At 68.6% G+C, this 14,727-nt stretch carries 10 protein-coding genes; 4 read left to right on the top strand and 6 right to left on the bottom strand.

What is annotated here, in order from left to right; translation table 11 throughout:
- Positions 1–50 precede the first annotated feature (50 nt).
- From ACN20X_RS15850 to ACN20X_RS15840, 3 genes are all read left to right on the top strand, one after another.
- Positions 51–476 (top strand): hypothetical protein, encoded by a 426-nt coding sequence (locus ACN20X_RS15850; protein ID WP_016446808.1) that lies wholly within the window; start codon positions 51–53, stop codon positions 474–476.
- Between the two features lie 242 nt (positions 477–718).
- Complete coding sequence (locus ACN20X_RS15845; RefSeq protein ID WP_016446807.1) at positions 719–2,356, top strand: DUF4384 domain-containing protein; 1,638 nt, start codon at positions 719–721, stop codon at positions 2,354–2,356.
- A 47-nt stretch (positions 2,357–2,403) separates the two neighbouring features.
- Positions 2,404–3,648: an SEL1-like repeat protein gene (locus ACN20X_RS15840; protein WP_016446806.1), complete on the top strand. Its 1,245-nt coding sequence runs from the start codon at positions 2,404–2,406 to the stop codon at positions 3,646–3,648.
- A 15-nt stretch (positions 3,649–3,663) separates the two neighbouring features.
- Here ACN20X_RS15840 and ACN20X_RS15835 read toward each other — a convergent pair whose 3' ends face one another.
- The gene (locus ACN20X_RS15835) at positions 3,664–4,503 is read right to left on the bottom strand and encodes an HDOD domain-containing protein (protein ID WP_016446805.1); all 840 of its coding nucleotides are present in this window, start codon (positions 4,501–4,503) and stop codon (positions 3,664–3,666) included.
- A gap of 28 nt (positions 4,504–4,531) precedes the next feature.
- On the bottom strand, positions 4,532–6,883 hold the full coding sequence (locus ACN20X_RS15830; protein WP_016446804.1) for a Tex family protein: 2,352 nt from the start codon (positions 6,881–6,883) through the stop codon (positions 4,532–4,534).
- A 205-nt stretch (positions 6,884–7,088) separates the two neighbouring features.
- Between ACN20X_RS15830 and ACN20X_RS15825 the strand changes: the two genes are divergently transcribed.
- Positions 7,089–8,171, top strand: coding sequence for a DUF72 domain-containing protein (locus ACN20X_RS15825; RefSeq protein ID WP_473209562.1), 1,083 nt, complete (start codon positions 7,089–7,091; stop codon positions 8,169–8,171).
- On the opposite strand, the gene ACN20X_RS15820 is transcribed toward ACN20X_RS15825, so the two are convergent.
- The 4 genes from ACN20X_RS15820 to ACN20X_RS15805 are packed head-to-tail and all read right to left on the bottom strand — an operon-like array spanning position 8,156 to position 14,587.
- Positions 8,156–8,485, bottom strand: a complete 330-nt coding sequence (locus tag ACN20X_RS15820) for an antibiotic biosynthesis monooxygenase family protein (RefSeq protein ID WP_016446802.1) — start codon at positions 8,483–8,485, stop codon at positions 8,156–8,158. The genes ACN20X_RS15825 and ACN20X_RS15820 overlap by 16 nt on opposite strands.
- 49 nt (positions 8,486–8,534) lie before the next feature.
- Positions 8,535–9,992, bottom strand: a complete 1,458-nt coding sequence (locus tag ACN20X_RS15815) for an efflux transporter outer membrane subunit (protein WP_473209561.1) — start codon at positions 9,990–9,992, stop codon at positions 8,535–8,537.
- Positions 9,993–10,000: 8 nt separating this feature from the next.
- Positions 10,001–13,189: an efflux RND transporter permease subunit gene (locus ACN20X_RS15810; protein WP_046984741.1), complete on the bottom strand. Its 3,189-nt coding sequence runs from the start codon at positions 13,187–13,189 to the stop codon at positions 10,001–10,003.
- Between the two features lie 18 nt (positions 13,190–13,207).
- Positions 13,208–14,587, bottom strand: a complete 1,380-nt coding sequence (locus ACN20X_RS15805; protein ID WP_473209560.1) for an efflux RND transporter periplasmic adaptor subunit — start codon at positions 14,585–14,587, stop codon at positions 13,208–13,210.
- Positions 14,588–14,727 lie beyond the last annotated feature (140 nt).

The following is a 14,727-nucleotide window of genomic DNA, read 5'->3' as shown; positions in this document are numbered from 1 at the left end:
GCATAGCCTTCCCGGCACCGACCCAGCCCTCCGCACCAGGAGAGCCCACCATGCATAACGCCGCCATTCTCTGCTCGGCTGCCCTGTTGGCCTGGCTCGCCCTCGGAGCGTCCTCCATCCACGCAGCCGCTCCGGGCGAAGACCCGGTGGTACTGAACAAGCCCGTGGACTATCTGAGGCTGCCGACGGCCAAGCCCACGACATCGACGGGGCTGGAAACCGTGACCGACATACCCATCAACATCAAGGCCAAGATAGCGCGCTATGAAGCCATGTCGATGAACAATGCTCCGGGCGTCGCCACAGATGCCGACGTGGTGACCACCACCACGATGAGCAGTGCCGGCATGAAGCGCACCTGCACGCAGGACATTGCCAGCAATACCAACGCAAGCGCATTCAATCGCTACGGGCCACAGACCACCAAGGACCAGATCGTGGTTCTCAAGGGTGATCTGGTCAACGTCTGCCGATAGCGCGGCCGGCGGCCAGCCATCGGGCTGTGGGCCGCCCCGCCACTCTCGTCCCATATTTCCGGCGCCGGCGCCTGTGCGCGCCTGTGCCCTGGCTCGCCGTTTTCCAGCAGAGGTCCATCATGCGCAACAGCCTCCCATCGCCAGGACTTCCCCGCCACGATGCCGCGCCCCGGCCGGCAGACAGCGGCCACGCGGACTACCGAGGGGCTTGGCGCCAGCGATGGTCTGGCAGACAGGGCTGCATGCGGGTTGTCGCCAGCGCCGTTTCAGCCTCCATCGTGCTGCTGTCGGGTTGCGCGCCGCTGGATGCGCGCAAGGATTCCAAATACCTGGAAAAAGTCTATGCGGCCGACCGCCCGGTGGTGCGGCCGGTGCGCTCCATATCGAGCTTCTCCGATTCGCTGATGTGCATGGACAGGATGTTCCGCAACAGCCACATGCCCACGGTGCTGATCACCAGCAAGCAGTTGCCCGACTACACGGGCCGCGTGGCCGTGGCCGCCAAGGAGATGGTGGTCACCGCCCTGTCCCAGATGTCGCGCGTCAGCAGCGCCTTCCGCTACGTGGACTATGAGGTGGACATCGCCCGCCAGGACACGGTGCAGAACCTCACCACCATCTTGCTCAACAACAACCAGATCCAGCTGCAGCGCCCGGCCCTGTATGTGTCGGGCGCCGTGTCCTTCATGGACCAGAACGTGCTGCGCAACAACGTGGACATAGGCACCAGCGCCTCGCGCCTGGAAACCGGCTACAGCGCCAACCGCAGCGGCGCCGTGCTGGGCATGGAGCTGCACCTGGGCGACTTCCGCACGCGCACCATCATTCCGGGCCTGGATTCGGCCAACGAAGTCGTCATCGGCAACGGCAGCCAGGGTCTGGATCTGGCCGGCCGCATCGGCTCCTACGGCGTGCAGTTCAGCGTGGGCCGCGACTATGCCCAGGGCTCGGGCCCGGCCGTGCGCACGCTGGTCGAGCTGGGCATGATCGAACTGCTGGGCAAATGGTCACGCCTGCCCTACTGGCAGTGCCTGACGTTGGACCAGACCCATCCCGACTTCCAGCGCCAGCTGCGCGATTGGTATGAGGAGGGCGGGGCCGGCATCCACCAGGAGCTGGTGCGCCAGTCGCTGATCAGCAAGGGCTATCTGCCTCCCGACGCACCGGCCTTCACCGCAGGCAACCCGCAGTGGCGCGAGGCCATAGGGCGCTTCCAGGCCGACAGCGGCATGGTGGTCAATGGCGTGGTGGACTTCAGCACCTACGAGCGCGCACTGCGAGACTTCGTGGCCGTCAGCGCCGATGGACACATGACGCGCATCGGCTGGAACACCAAGAGCGCGGCACCGGTCACCACCGCCGCCGAGAACGTGGCCGTGGCCACGGGCGACTACCGCTACGGCGCCCCCGCGCCCGACCGCAAGCTGGACCTGTGGCTGGAGAACATCACGCCCACGCGCACCTCCTTCGAGACGGGTGAGCAACTGTTCCTGTCCGCCACCGTGTCGCGCGCCTCTTATCTGTCGTGCTTCATGGCGGGTGCCGACGGCGAGGTGGTAAGGCTCTTGCCCAACGATGTGAACCGCTCGGGCTGGATCACGGCCGCCCAGTCCGTGCGCCTGCCCGACTGGATGAGCCCCAACCCCGGCTATGTGATCAATGCCGGCCCGGCAGGCAAGGAAGGCGTGGCCTGCTTTGCCACCGAGCAGAACATGAGCGACAAGCTGCCCCAACTGCTGCAGAACAAGGCCTTCATCGCCATCCCGGGCATGCGCACACTGGAGGATGTCAACCAGGCCATGGCTAGCGGACTGGGCGCCGACCAGTACACAGGCATGGCCCGCTTCTGGCAAGTGGTTCCGGCCCAGGCCAAGCGCTGATGCGCCTGACAACCGCCCCGTCCACGAACCCACCGGAGGCACACGCCATGCCGTCCCACGCCCACGAACCGCTGTGCGCCGCCCGTGCGCAGCGGCTCGCAACTGCGCTGCGGTTGTCCGTCAGGCTCGTGCTGGCGGGCCTGCTGGTCCTGCCGCCCGGCGTGACGCCCGCCATGCCGGCGCATGTGCAGGCTGCCGCACGCTTCACGCCGGTGGCCCCCATCCGGGTGGCAACCACCGGCCTGTTCAGCGCACAGCCCGGCACCAGCAATATCTCATCCACCTCCGACACCGCCCAGCAACGGGCCCTGTCCCAGCTGCGCAGCCGCGCCGAAGGCAAGGGCGTGAGCCTGGCCACGCAGCGCGAGGCGCAATGGGTGATGGGCCTGCTGGCATTGCATGGCATTGCCATGGCCCAGGACGGGCCGCAGGCCAGGCAATGGTTCGAGCGCGCGCAGCGCGCCGGCCATCCGCTGGCCAGTGCGGGACTGGCCTGGTGCGCCATGGACGGCTGCGGCCAGCCCCCCGATCCACCGGCTGCAAGGCCCTGGATCGCCCAGCTGGCCAAGACCGACCCGGCCCGTGCGCAATACCTGGAATGGCTGCTGGCGCGGCGCCTGGCGCCGCTGTCCACGGCCGAACCCGTGGGCGAGGCCTTGGCCGTGGCAGGCACGCCCGACCAGGAACTGCTGCAGCGCGCAGCGCGCTCCGGCAGCCCCGGCGCCCAATTGGAATGGGGCCTGGCCCTGCTCGCGCAGGACGAGCCCGAGGCAGCGCTGCGCCAGTTCCGCGCGGCAGCGGCGCGCTCATCCAGCGCCGCGACCAATGCACAGATGCTGGGCGAGCGCCTGCGGCCCGCAGGCCAGCTGGTGTCGGCGCAGGGCAGCTCCACGCCTGCAGCGCAGGGGCCGCAGGCCATGCAGCGCACGCCGCAGCTGAGTGGAGCGCCCAGCGAGCAGGACATCCAGGTGCGCCAGCCCGTCACGGCCCAGCAGCAATGGGAGCAGGCGCAGCGCTACCACCGCGGCGACGGGGTGCCGGCCAACTACACCGAGGCGCTGCGCCTGTACCAGCAGGCCGCTTCCCACGGCCATGTGGCATCGCGTCGCATGCTGGAGCTGATCTACTCGCGCCCCGCACCGGGCGGCGGCGTGGACATCGGATGGATGCAGCAGCTGGCGCGCATAGACCCCATGACCATGCAGCCCATGGCGCCCGTCAGCCCCGCGCCCTACCGGCGCGATCCCACGCCGCTGTTCGACATGGTGCCGGCGCCCTGGCACAGGCACTGAGGCAGGAGCGAGGCGCTACAGCACCACGTCCAGGCCGGTGTCGGCCATCCAGTCCACCGGGTCCTGGCGCAGGACCATGTCGATGTCCAGGCCCAGGGCCACGCCCACTTCGCCGGGAAAGCTCACGGCCAGGGCACGCTCGTCCCACTGCGCCTCGCGCGAGCGGGCGCGCCAGGCAGCGATGTGCAGCACGCAGGCCAGCGGATCGAAGCCCGGCTGGGCCAGCGGCGCGTACAGGTGCTGCAGCGCATCGGCCAGCAGCGGCGGAAGGTTCCAGCGGCGGGCCAGGCCCGCACTGACATGGCTGTATGTGTAGCCGCACAGCCGCATTTCCAGCTCGGCGCGACGCGGGTCCAGCGGGCCGACCAGTTCGGTGATGGTGGCGGCGCGGCCGGGGTCGATCATGTGCATGGCCAGCTCCCCCAGGCCATGCATCAGCCCTGCGGCATAGGCCGCCGTGGGGCTGGCCTGCACGGTGCCGGCCAGCGCTCGCGCCACGCGGGCGGCTTCCACGCTGTAGCGCCAGAAGGCCGGCATGGCCATGCCCGGCACGGCATGGGCGCCCACGCCCAGCGGTATGCCCCGCACGATCTGGCGCAGCTGCGCGGGCGCCAGCAGGGCCAGCGCCTCGGGAATGCCGGTGACACGTCCCGCCATGCCGAACACCGGGCCGTTGGCCTGGGCCAGCAGCCCGGCGGCCAGCGCAGGATCGGCTGCGAAGAGCTGGCTCAGCCGGCGCAGGCTGGGCTGCTCGGGCACCAGCTCGCGCAGCAGCAAGGCCACGATGCGCGGCTGCGCCGGCAGGGCCAGGGCCTGTGCCAACAGCGTCTGCAGGTCCAGTGCATGCGCAGCCATCGCGTTTCCTGCCTTGCCGTGCGCGGGACTACTTGCGGGTCTGCAGCTTGGCGAAGGCCGAGGCCATGGCCGATTGCTGCACCGGCTCGGGCGCACGGCGCTGCCCGCCCTGGCTGCCGCGGCCTGCGCTCTCGAAGCGGTTGTCACGGGGGCCGTCGCGCCGCGCCGGTGCCGCATCGAGCTTCATGGTCAGGCTGATGCGCTTGCGCGCCACATCGACCTCCAGCACCTTGACCTTGACGATCTGGCCGGTCTTGACCACCTCGCGCGCGTCCTCGACGAACTTGTGGCTCATCTGGCTGACGTGGACCAGGCCGTCCTGGTGCACGCCCAGGTCCACGAAGGCGCCGAACTGGGCCACGTTGCTGACCGTGCCCTCCAGCGTCATGCCTTCCTTGAGGTCCTTGATGTCCTCCACCCCGTCATTGAAACGGGCCACGACGAAGTCCGGACGCGGATCGCGGCCGGGCTTTTCCAACTCGCCCAGGATGTCCTTGACGGTGATGGCACCGAACTGCTCGCTCACGAACTGCTCGGCCTTCAGGCCCTTGAGCACTTCGGAGCGGCCCATGAGCTGGTCCACGCTCTTGCCCGTGGTGGCAATGATGCGTTCGACCACCGGGTAGGTTTCCGGGTGCACGCCCGTCATGTCCAGCGGATTGTCGCCGCCGCGGATGCGCAGAAAGCCCGCCGCCTGCTCGAAGGTCTTGGCGCCCAGGCCGGCCACGTCCATCAGCTGCTTGCGGCTCCTGAAGGAGCCGTTGGCATCGCGCCAGCGCACCACGGACTTGGCCACGCTGCCCGACAGGCCCGAGACGCGCGACAGCAGCGGCGCCGAGGCCGTGTTCAGGTCCACGCCCACGGAGTTCACGCAGTCCTCGACCACGGCGTCGAGCTGGCGCGCCAGCTCGCTCTGGTTCACGTCGTGCTGGTACTGGCCCACGCCAATGCTCTTGGGGTCGATCTTGACCAGCTCGGCCAGCGGGTCCTGCAGGCGGCGCGCAATGCTGGCGGCCCCGCGCAGGCTCACGTCCACGTCGGGCATTTCCTGCGAGGCGAACTCGCTGGCGGAATACACAGAAGCGCCAGCCTCGCTGACCACGACCTTCTCGATCTGGCGGTCGGCCTTGCTGGCGATCTTGATCAGGTCGGCGGCCAGCTTGTCGGTCTCGCGGCTGGCAGTGCCGTTGCCGATGGCGATCAGGTTGATCTGGTGCTTTTCGACCAGGCGGGCCAGCACGGCCAGCGAGCCGTCCCAGTCGCGGCGCGGCTCGTGCGGGTAGATGGTGGTGGTGTCCACCAGCTTGCCCGTGCTGTCCACCACGGCCACCTTGACGCCCGTGCGGATGCCCGGGTCCAGGCCGATGACGGCGCGCTGCCCCGCAGGGGCGGCCAGCAGCAGGTCGCGCAGGTTGTCGCCAAAGACCTTGATGGCCACCTTCTCGGCGTCTTCGCGCAGGCGCGAGAACAGGTCGCGCTCGGTGGACAGGCTGAGCTTGACGCGCCAGGTCCAGGCCACGCACTTGCGGATCAGGTCATCGCTGGCGCGCTTGGCGTGGCTCCAGCCCAGGTGCAGGGCAATCTTGCCTTCGGCCAGGCTGGGCTGGCCGGGCTCGGGCTCCACGGGCTGGACCAGCTTGGCCTCGAGGATTTCCAGCGCGCGGCCGCGGAACACCGCCAGCGCGCGGTGCGAAGGCACGCGGCCAATGGGCTCGTCGTATTCGAAATAGTCGCGGAACTTGGCGACCTCGGGGTCGTTCTCGTTCTTGGACTCGACCTTCTTGGAGCGCAGCAGGCCGTCTTCCCACAGCCATTCGCGCAGCTTCTGCACCAGGGCCGGGTCTTCGGCCCAGCGCTCCGACAGGATGTCGCGCACACCATCGAGCACGGCCAACGTGGTCGAGAAATCGGGGCCCGGCTTGCCGTCGTCCAGGGTGGTGGCCGGCTTGCAGAAGGCCTCGGCCTCCTTGTGCGGGTCCAGCGTGGGGTCGGCAAACAGCTTGTCGGCCAGCGGCTCGATGCCGAATTCCTTGGCGATCTGTCCCTTGGTGCGGCGCTTTTGCTTGAAAGGCAGGTAGATGTCCTCCAGCTCCTGCTTGGTGGGCGCATTGGCAATGGCCAGGCGCAGCGCGTCGGTCAGCTTGCCCTGCTCGTCGATGGCCTTGAGCACCGCGCCCCGGCGGTCCTCCAGCTCGCGCAGGTAGCCCAGGCGTTCGTCGAGCTGGCGCAGCTGCGCGTCGTCCAGTCCGCCCGTGACTTCCTTGCGGTAGCGCGCGACGAACGGAACCGTGGCTCCGCCATCAAGCAATTCGACCGCGGCACCCACCTGCTGCGGCTTGACATTCAGTTCTGCGGCGATTTGGGCAATGATTTTTTGCATTCGAGAGGCGCCCCGTGGCGTGGAATCCGGAAAAGCGGCCAAGTGTGCCACACGCGATTCGGGCCGGGCCGCTAGCGGCCGACCCGCAAATGCAAGCATTTCTTGCAGGCCAATGAATTCAAGGGCTTGCAAAATCAATCCACTGCCTGCTTTTGCCGGGGCCCTGCGGCAGGCAGGCGCCCTCTGCCACAATCACCAACTTCGAATGCAAGACGATCTGTTCGGTTCTCCCCCACCATCGGCCCCTGCCCCGCCGCCCGCGCCTGCCGGCCGCACACCGGCACCGCGCAAGGCCGCCGGCGCCGTGCAGCTGGCGCCCCAGGCCCTGCAATGGCAGGCGCTGGCGGACCAGCTTGCGCAGGGCCTGCGCATGGGGGTCTCCACCTGGTCCTACCCGGGCTGGGAAGGCTTGATCTGGGATGGCGCCTATGACAAAAGCGTGCTGGCCAAGAAGGGACTGGAGGCCTATGGCCGGCATCCGCTGATGCGAACGGTCTGCGTGGACCGCAGCTTCTGGAGGCCGTTGACGGCCAGCCAGTACCTGGCCTTCGCGGGCCAGGTGCCGGCCGAGTTCCGCTTCGTGGTCAAGTGCCCATCCGTGGTTACCGACGCGCAGGTGCGTGACGAGGACGGCAAGGGCATGTCGCTGAACCCGGTGTTCCTTCAACCCGATCTGGCCGTCACCAGCTTCGTCGAGCCCACGCTCGAAGGGCTGGGCGAGCGGCTGGGCGTGCTGGTGTTCCAGCTCAGCCCGATGACCTGGGGCCTGCTCAGCCGCCCCACCGAACTGCTGGCGCGGCTGCAGGCCATGCTGGAGGCGGTGCGCGCGGCGCTGGCCGCCCATCCGCTGGGCGTGCAGATCATCGTGGCGGTGGAGGTGCGCGACCCGGATCTGCTGACGCCGCAGTTGGCCGACACCCTGCGCGCCAGTGGCGCCACCTTCTGCCTGGGACTGCACGGCAAGATGCCCCCCATCGAGGAGCAACTGGTTTTTCTGCGCGGGCTGTGGCCCACCCCGCTGGTCTGCCGCTGGAACCTGAACCGCGAGTTCGGTGCCTACGGCTATCCCGATGCGCAAAAGAAGCACGACCCCTTCGACGAGATCCGCACGCCCGATGCGCACACGCGCGCCATCCTCGCCAAGACCATCGATGGCATCACCAGCCGCGGGCTGCCCGCCTTCGTGACGGTGAGCAACGATGCCGAAGGCTGCGCGCCGCGCTCCATCGCGTTGCTGGCCGAGGCCGTGGTCCAGGCGGAGGCGGCCCGGGTTCAGCGCTTGCCGTAGGCGCGCTCCACGCGGGCCACGCGCAATTCATAGTGCTCGTACCAGGCGTCCTTGCCCAGTTGCTGGGCGACCAGGTGCTCGGCATCCTGCTTCCAGCGCGCGATGGATTCGGCCGTGGACCAGTAGGACACGGTGATGCCGAAACCGTCCTCGCCGCGCGTGCTTTCCGCACCCAGGAAACCCTGCTGCTGCGCGGCCAGGTCCACCATGCGCTGGGCCATGAGGCCGTAGCCATCATCGTCGTCCGGCGTTCTGCGCGACGAGAAGATGACGGCGTAGTAAGGCGGCTCGGGGGTGTTGGCAAAGGGGCTCATCGTGGTCGGGCGGCAAGTTCTGCGGGCCCGCAGAATACACCGCCCGCGCTCAGGAATTCGCCGGCTCAGAGGCGGACGGCGCCTGCACCTGCTCGCCGCCCAGCACCTTCCACAGCGTGACGCGGTTGAGCTGCTCGGACAGGCGCAGGCCGATCAGGGTCTGCTGGGCCGTGTAGAGGCTGCGCTGCGCATCCAGCACGGTGAGGTAGTTGTCCACGCCGGCCTTGAAGCGTGCCTCCGACAGGTCGAAGGCCTTTTGCGTGGCCGCGACCATGCTGGTCTGGGCGGCCAGGCGCTCGTCCCACTGCGCGCGGTCGGCTAGCACGTCGGCGGTCTCGCGGAAGGCCGTCTGCACGGCCTTCTCGTACTGGGCGATGGCGATGCGCTGGTTGGCCTCGGCCACCTGCACGCCCGCACGGTTGCGGCCACCGTCGAAGATGGGCAGGCGCACCAGGGGGATGAAGCTCCAGGTGCTGCTGCTGCCGCCAAAGAGGCCATCGAGCTCGCGGCTGCCCGATCCCACGCTGGCCGTGAGGCTGATGGTGGGGAACATGGCTGCGCGGGCGGCGCCAATGTTGGCCTCCATGGCGCGCAGGTTGTTCTCGGCGGCTTGGATATCGGGGCGCACCAGCAGCACGCTGGAGGGCAGCGGTGCAGGCACGGGCTGCAGCGCCGCCGCAGGCTGGGCGCCGGCGCGCAGCGTGGCGGCGCCGGGCAGCAGGCTGTCGGGCAGCGGACCGCCCACCAGCAACTGCAGGGCGTTGCGGTCACGCTCCACCTGGGAGGTGAAGCTGGCCACGTCGCCGCGCGCCGTGTCCACCGTGGTCTGGTTCTGGGCCAGCACCAGGCCCGAGGTCGAACCTATCTCATGCATGCGCCGCGTCAGTTCGTAGGCCTTCTCGCGGCTGGCCAGGGTGTCGCGTGCCAGCTGCAGGCGGGCCTGGTCGGCGGCCAGCGTGAGCCAGGCGTTGGCCACGTCGGCCACCAGGCCGATCTGCACATTGCGCCGGTTCTGCTCGCTTTGCAGGAACTGCTGCAGCGCGGCCTCGCTGAGGTTGCGCACGCGGCCCCAGAGGTCGATCTCGTAGCTGGCAAAGCCCAGCTGGGCCGTGTACTGGGTGCTGACCGATGCCGCCTGCGTGGCGCTGGTCATGCCGGCGGCCGTGCGCGCACGGCTGGCCTGGGCCTGGGCGTTGACGCTGGGCAGCAGGTCGGCGCGCGTGATGCCGTACTGGGCACGCGCGCGCTCGATGTTCTCCACGGCCACGCGCAGGTCGCGGTTGTTGGCCAGGGCCAGCGCAATGACCTCGCGCAGCTGCCGGGACTGCACCCAGTCCAGCGCGGCGGCCGCCTGCAGGCTGGCCTCGTCGGCCTGTGCCGGATTGTCTGCGGTGCTGCCCACCGTGTCGGGCACGGGCATGTCCGGCGTGCGGTGCTGCGGCGCAAGATTGCAGCCGGACAGCAGGGCCGCCAGCGCGGCCGCAGCGGCGAGGGTGGAGCGGTGCATTCGGCGCCTCATGCTGCGCTCTCCTTGGTGGTATGGGGTGAGTCGGATGCCTGCTGCGGGCTTTCTTCATCCGTGCGCGAGTGGCTCTTGAACCAGCTGCGGATCAGCAGGAAGAACACCGGCACCAGGAAGATGCCCAGCACCGTGGAGGCCAGCATGCCGCCGAGCACGGCCGTGCCGATGGCATTGCGCCCGCCCGCGCCGGCACCCGTACCGATGGCCAGCGGAATGACGCCGAAGCCGAAGGCCAGCGAGGTCATCAAAATGGGCCGCAGGCGCAGGCGCACGGCCGAGACCACGGCGTCGAAGATGCTCTTGCCCTGCTCCTGCAGTTGCACGGCAAATTCCACGATCAGGATGGCGTTCTTGGATGCCAGGCCCACCGTGGTCAGCAGGCCCACCTGGAAGTACACGTCATTGGTCAGCCCGCGCGTATAGGTGGCGGCCAGCGCGCCCACCACGCCCAGCGGCACGGCCAGCATCACGGACAGCGGCACGGTCCAGCTCTCGTACAGCGCCGCCAGGCACAGGAACACGAAGAGGATGGAGATGGCGTACAGCAGCGGCGCCTGCGCGCCCGACTGGCGCTCCTGCAGCGAGGCCCCCGTCCACTCGTAGCCTATGCCGGCCGGCAGCGTGCGCAGGATGTCCTCGACGATCTGCATGGCCGTGCCCGAGCTGACGCCCGGCGCGGCGCGGCCTTCCATTTCGTAGGCCGGGTTGCCGTTGTAGCGCATGAGCTGGGGCGAACCGTAGGCCCAATAGCTGCTGGAGAAGGCGCTGAACGGCACCATCTCGCCCTTGCCGTTGCGCACCGTCCATTTGGCGATGTCCTGGGGCAGCATGCGGTGCGGCGCATCGCCCTGGATGTAGACGCGCTTGACGCGCTCGTTGTTCAGGAAGTCGTTGACATAGGTGCCGCCCATGGCGCTGGACAGCACGCTGTTGATGTCGGTGTACGACAGGCCGAGCGCGGCGGCCTTGCGGTCGTCGATGTCCAGGCGCAGCTCGCTGGCGTCCTCCAGGTTGGTCATGCGCAGATTGGTGAGCTCGGGGCGCTTGCGGGCCTCGGTCAGGAATTTTTCCTTGGCCTGCAGCAGCGCCTGGTGGCCCAGGCCGTTCATGTCCTTGATCATGAAGTTGAAGCCCGAGCTGGAGCCCAGGCCGCGCACGGCCGGCGGCAGCATGACCAGCACGCGCGCATCGCGGATGGAGGCCAGCTCCCGGGTCGCCCGGTGCGCGATCTCGGAGGCCGACTGGCCCGGCAGCGGGCGCTCCTCCCAGGTCTTCAGCCGCACGAAGGCGCGTGCCGAGGCCTGGTCGCCGTTCAGGCCAGAGACCTGGTAGAAGCTCAGCACGTCGGGCTGCTTGGCAAAGTAGTCGCGCACCTCGTCGAGCACGCCCTGCAGCCGCGTGTCGGCCGCGCCCGAGGGCAGGTTGATGTTGACGAAGACAAAGCCCTGGTCCTCGTCGGGCAGGAAGGACGTGGGCAGGCGCGCCATCAGCAGCCAGACCACGCCGCAGACGGCCAGGAAGATCAGCATCATGCGCTTGGCGCGGCGCAGCGAGTACGCCACCGTGCCCTGGTAGCGCGCGGCCGTGGCGTCGAAATGGTGGTTGAACCAGCGGAAGAACCGGTCGTTCACCCCCAGGATGCCGCTGCGGATCGGGCGGTCATGCCCTGCCCCGCCCGCTGCGGGCGGCTTGAGCAGCGTGGCGCACAGCGCCGGCGTGAGCGTCAGCGCCACGAACACCGACAGCGCCATGGCCGCGACGATGGTGATGGAGAACTGCCGGTAGATCACGCCCGTGGAGCCGCCGAAGAAGGCCATGGGCACGAACACGGCCGACAGCGTCACGCCGATGCCCACCAGGGCCGGCGTGATCTCGCGCATGGACTGGCGCGTGGCCTGCTTGGGCGACATGCCCGTCTCGTGCATCACGCGCTCGACGTTCTCCACCACGACGATGGCATCGTCCACCAGCAGGCCGATGGCCAGCACCATGGCGAACATGGTCAGCGTATTGATCGAGTACCCGGCCAGCGACAGCACGCCGAAGGTGCCCAGCAGCACCACGGGCACGGCGATGGCGGGGATCATCGTGGCGCGGAAGTTCTGCAGGAAGATGAACATCACGATGACCACGAGGATCATGGCCTCGCCCAGCGCGCTGACCACTTCCTTGATGGAGGCGCGCACGAAGGGCGTGGAGTCCGAGCTGACGAAGTAGTCGATCTCGTTGGGAAAGAAGGGCTTGAGCTCGGCCAGCTTGGCAGCGATGGTGTCGGCCACGTTCATGGCGTTGGCGCCATCGGCCAGCACGATGCCCATGCCCGCGCCCGGCAGGCCGTTGAGCTTGGCCTTGATGGTCAGGTTGTCGGCGCCCAGCTCCACACGGGCCACGTCCTTCATGAGCACCACCGAGCCGTCCACGGACGACTTCAGGACGATGTCCTCGAACTGCTCCACCGTCTTGAGCTTGGTGCGCGCCGTGATGGTGGCGTTCAGCTGCTGGTCCGCCACGGCAGGCAGCGCGCCCAGCTGGCCGGCCGAGACCTGGGCGTTCTGCGAGTTCAGCGCATTGACCAGGTCCGACGGCATCAGCGCGTACTTCTCCATCTTGGCCGGGTCCATCCAGATGCGCATCGCATAGTTGGTGCCGAAGACGTTGACATCGCCCACGCCGTCCAGCCGGCCGATCACGTCGACCAGGTTGCTGGTCAGGTAGTCGCCGATATCGACCGCGGTCATGGCCGGGTCCTTGGAGAAGAAGCTGTAGGTGACCAGGAAGTCCTGGCCGCCCTTGTTCACGAACACGCCCCGGCTCTTGACGGCGTCGGGCAGGCGGTTCACGGCGGACTGCAGCTTGTTTTGCACCTGCACCTGGGCCACGTCGATGTTGGTGCCCGGCGCAAAGGTCAGCGTGGTGCGCGCGCGGCCCGAGGCGTCGGACGTGGAGCTCATGTAGAGCATGTTGTCGATGCCCTTGAGCTGCTGCTCGATGATCTGGGTCACCGAGTTCTCGACCGTCTCGGCCGAGGCGCCCGTGTACTGCGCGCCGATGGTCACGCGCGGCGGCGCGATGTCGGGGTATTGCTCCAGCGGCAGCGTGAAGATGGACAGCGCGCCGCCCAGCATGATGACGATGGCGATGACCCACGCGAAGATGGGCCGGTTGATGAAGAACTGAGCCATGTGACGGGTTCCTGCGGCTTACCGGGCCGCAGGGGCCGGAGCCGCTGCGGGTGCAGGAGCAGGTTCAGCGGCCGCGGAAGCCTTGTCGGCAGCGCCAGGCGCGGCCGCCGCTGCCGGGCCATCAGCGGGCTTGCCCTTGCGGGCCTGGGCCTTGGCGCGCAGGTCCACCTCCACGGCACGCACCTTGTCGCCGGGCTTGATGCGCTGGAAGCCATCGACCACCACGCGCTCGCCGGCCGACAGGCCGTCCTGCAGCAGCCACATATTGCCCACGGCGCGGTCGATGTTCACGGGCCTGCGCTCGATCACGTCGTCGGCCTTGGCCACCAGCACGCTGGCCTTGCCGGTCAGGTCGCGCGTCACCGACTGCTGGGGCACCAGCAACGCCTCGGGCGCCAGGCCCGTGGGCAGCAGCGCCTGCACATACATGCCGGGCATGAGCAGGCCCTGCGGATTGGGCACCACGGCGCGCAGCGTGACGCTGCCCGTGGTGGCATTGACGATCACGCCGGCAAACTGCAGCTTGCCCTGGTGGCCGTATTCCGTGCCATCGTCCAGGCGGATACGCACGGCGACCTTGTCGCCCTCCACCTTCTGGAAGCGCCCGGCATCCCAGTCGCGCTTGAGCTGCAGCAGCTCGCTGGTGGACTGGGTGAAGTCCACATACATGGGGTCCAGCTGCACGATGGAGGTCAGCGCCTCCGTCTGGTTGGCCGTCACCAGCGCGCCCGGCGTCACCGTGGACAGGCTGATGCGCCCGCTGATGGGCGCCTCGATGCGGCTGTACTTGAGGTTGATGCGCGCGGTCTCCAGATTGGCCTTGGCCACGGCCACGTCCGAGCGCGACTGGGCTGCGGCGGCCTGGCTTTCTTCAAACGCCTGCTGGCTGATGGCATCGATCTTGACCAGTTCGGCGTTGCGCCGCGCCGTGGCCTCCAGCGTGCGGGCGCTGGCCTCGGCCTTGGCCAGGGCCGCCTGGGCGCTGGCCTCGGTGGCGCGCAGCGAGGCCGCGTCGATCTGGTAGAGCTGCTGGCCCTGGCGCACCAGGGCGCCTTCGGTGAACAGGCGCTTTTGCACGATGCCCGAGACCTGGGGCCTCACCTCAGCGGTCAGCGAGGCGCGTGTGCGGCCCGGCAGCGTGGCCTCCAGCTGCTGGCTCTGCTTTTGCAGCGTGACCACGCCCACCTCGGGCGCAGCCTTGGCTGCGGCGGCGGGCGCTGCATCCTGCCTGGAGCAGGCGGCCAGGCTGGCGGCCAGTGCCAGCGCGCACAGCACGGCAGCACCGGGGCGCTTGCTGCGTGCAAGCGAGGCAGAAGGTTGTGCGTGCCCTGCGCCGGGCTGGGAATCGGAAGGCGCCGCAAGGCGCGTACTCGGCGAAAGAGGCACGTCAAAATTCATAGGAACAGCGAAGTCGTTGGGGGCATCGCACGATTGTGCAGTGCCCATATTTCTTGTTTGTAAAGTGGATGGCATGCCACCGCAGTCTCGTGGCAAGACCATCCAGGATGATGCAGGTGTCGGAGCGCGCCGACACATGC

The organism is Delftia sp. PX-1, from assembly GCF_055797465.1.
The sequence above is the reverse complement of the archived record's forward strand: the minus strand, read 5'-3'. Positions and strand labels throughout refer to the sequence as shown.

Coding starts and splice junctions, on each gene's coding strand:
- ACN20X_RS15815 (WP_473209561.1), bottom strand. CDS start 9,992: ATGCACCGCTCCACCCTCGCCGCTGCGGCCGCGCTGGCGGCCCTGCTG.
- ACN20X_RS15830 (WP_016446804.1), bottom strand. CDS start 6,883: ATGCAAAAAATCATTGCCCAAATCGCCGCAGAACTGAATGTCAAGCCG.
- ACN20X_RS15840 (WP_016446806.1), top strand. CDS start 2,404: ATGCCGTCCCACGCCCACGAACCGCTGTGCGCCGCCCGTGCGCAGCGG.
- ACN20X_RS15850 (WP_016446808.1), top strand. CDS start 51: ATGCATAACGCCGCCATTCTCTGCTCGGCTGCCCTGTTGGCCTGGCTC.
- ACN20X_RS15810 (WP_046984741.1), bottom strand. CDS start 13,189: ATGGCTCAGTTCTTCATCAACCGGCCCATCTTCGCGTGGGTCATCGCC.
- ACN20X_RS15825 (WP_473209562.1), top strand. CDS start 7,089: ATGCAAGACGATCTGTTCGGTTCTCCCCCACCATCGGCCCCTGCCCCG.
- ACN20X_RS15835 (WP_016446805.1), bottom strand. CDS start 4,503: ATGGCTGCGCATGCACTGGACCTGCAGACGCTGTTGGCACAGGCCCTG.
- ACN20X_RS15845 (WP_016446807.1), top strand. CDS start 719: ATGCGGGTTGTCGCCAGCGCCGTTTCAGCCTCCATCGTGCTGCTGTCG.
- ACN20X_RS15805 (WP_473209560.1), bottom strand. CDS start 14,587: ATGAATTTTGACGTGCCTCTTTCGCCGAGTACGCGCCTTGCGGCGCCT.
- ACN20X_RS15820 (WP_016446802.1), bottom strand. CDS start 8,485: ATGAGCCCCTTTGCCAACACCCCCGAGCCGCCTTACTACGCCGTCATC.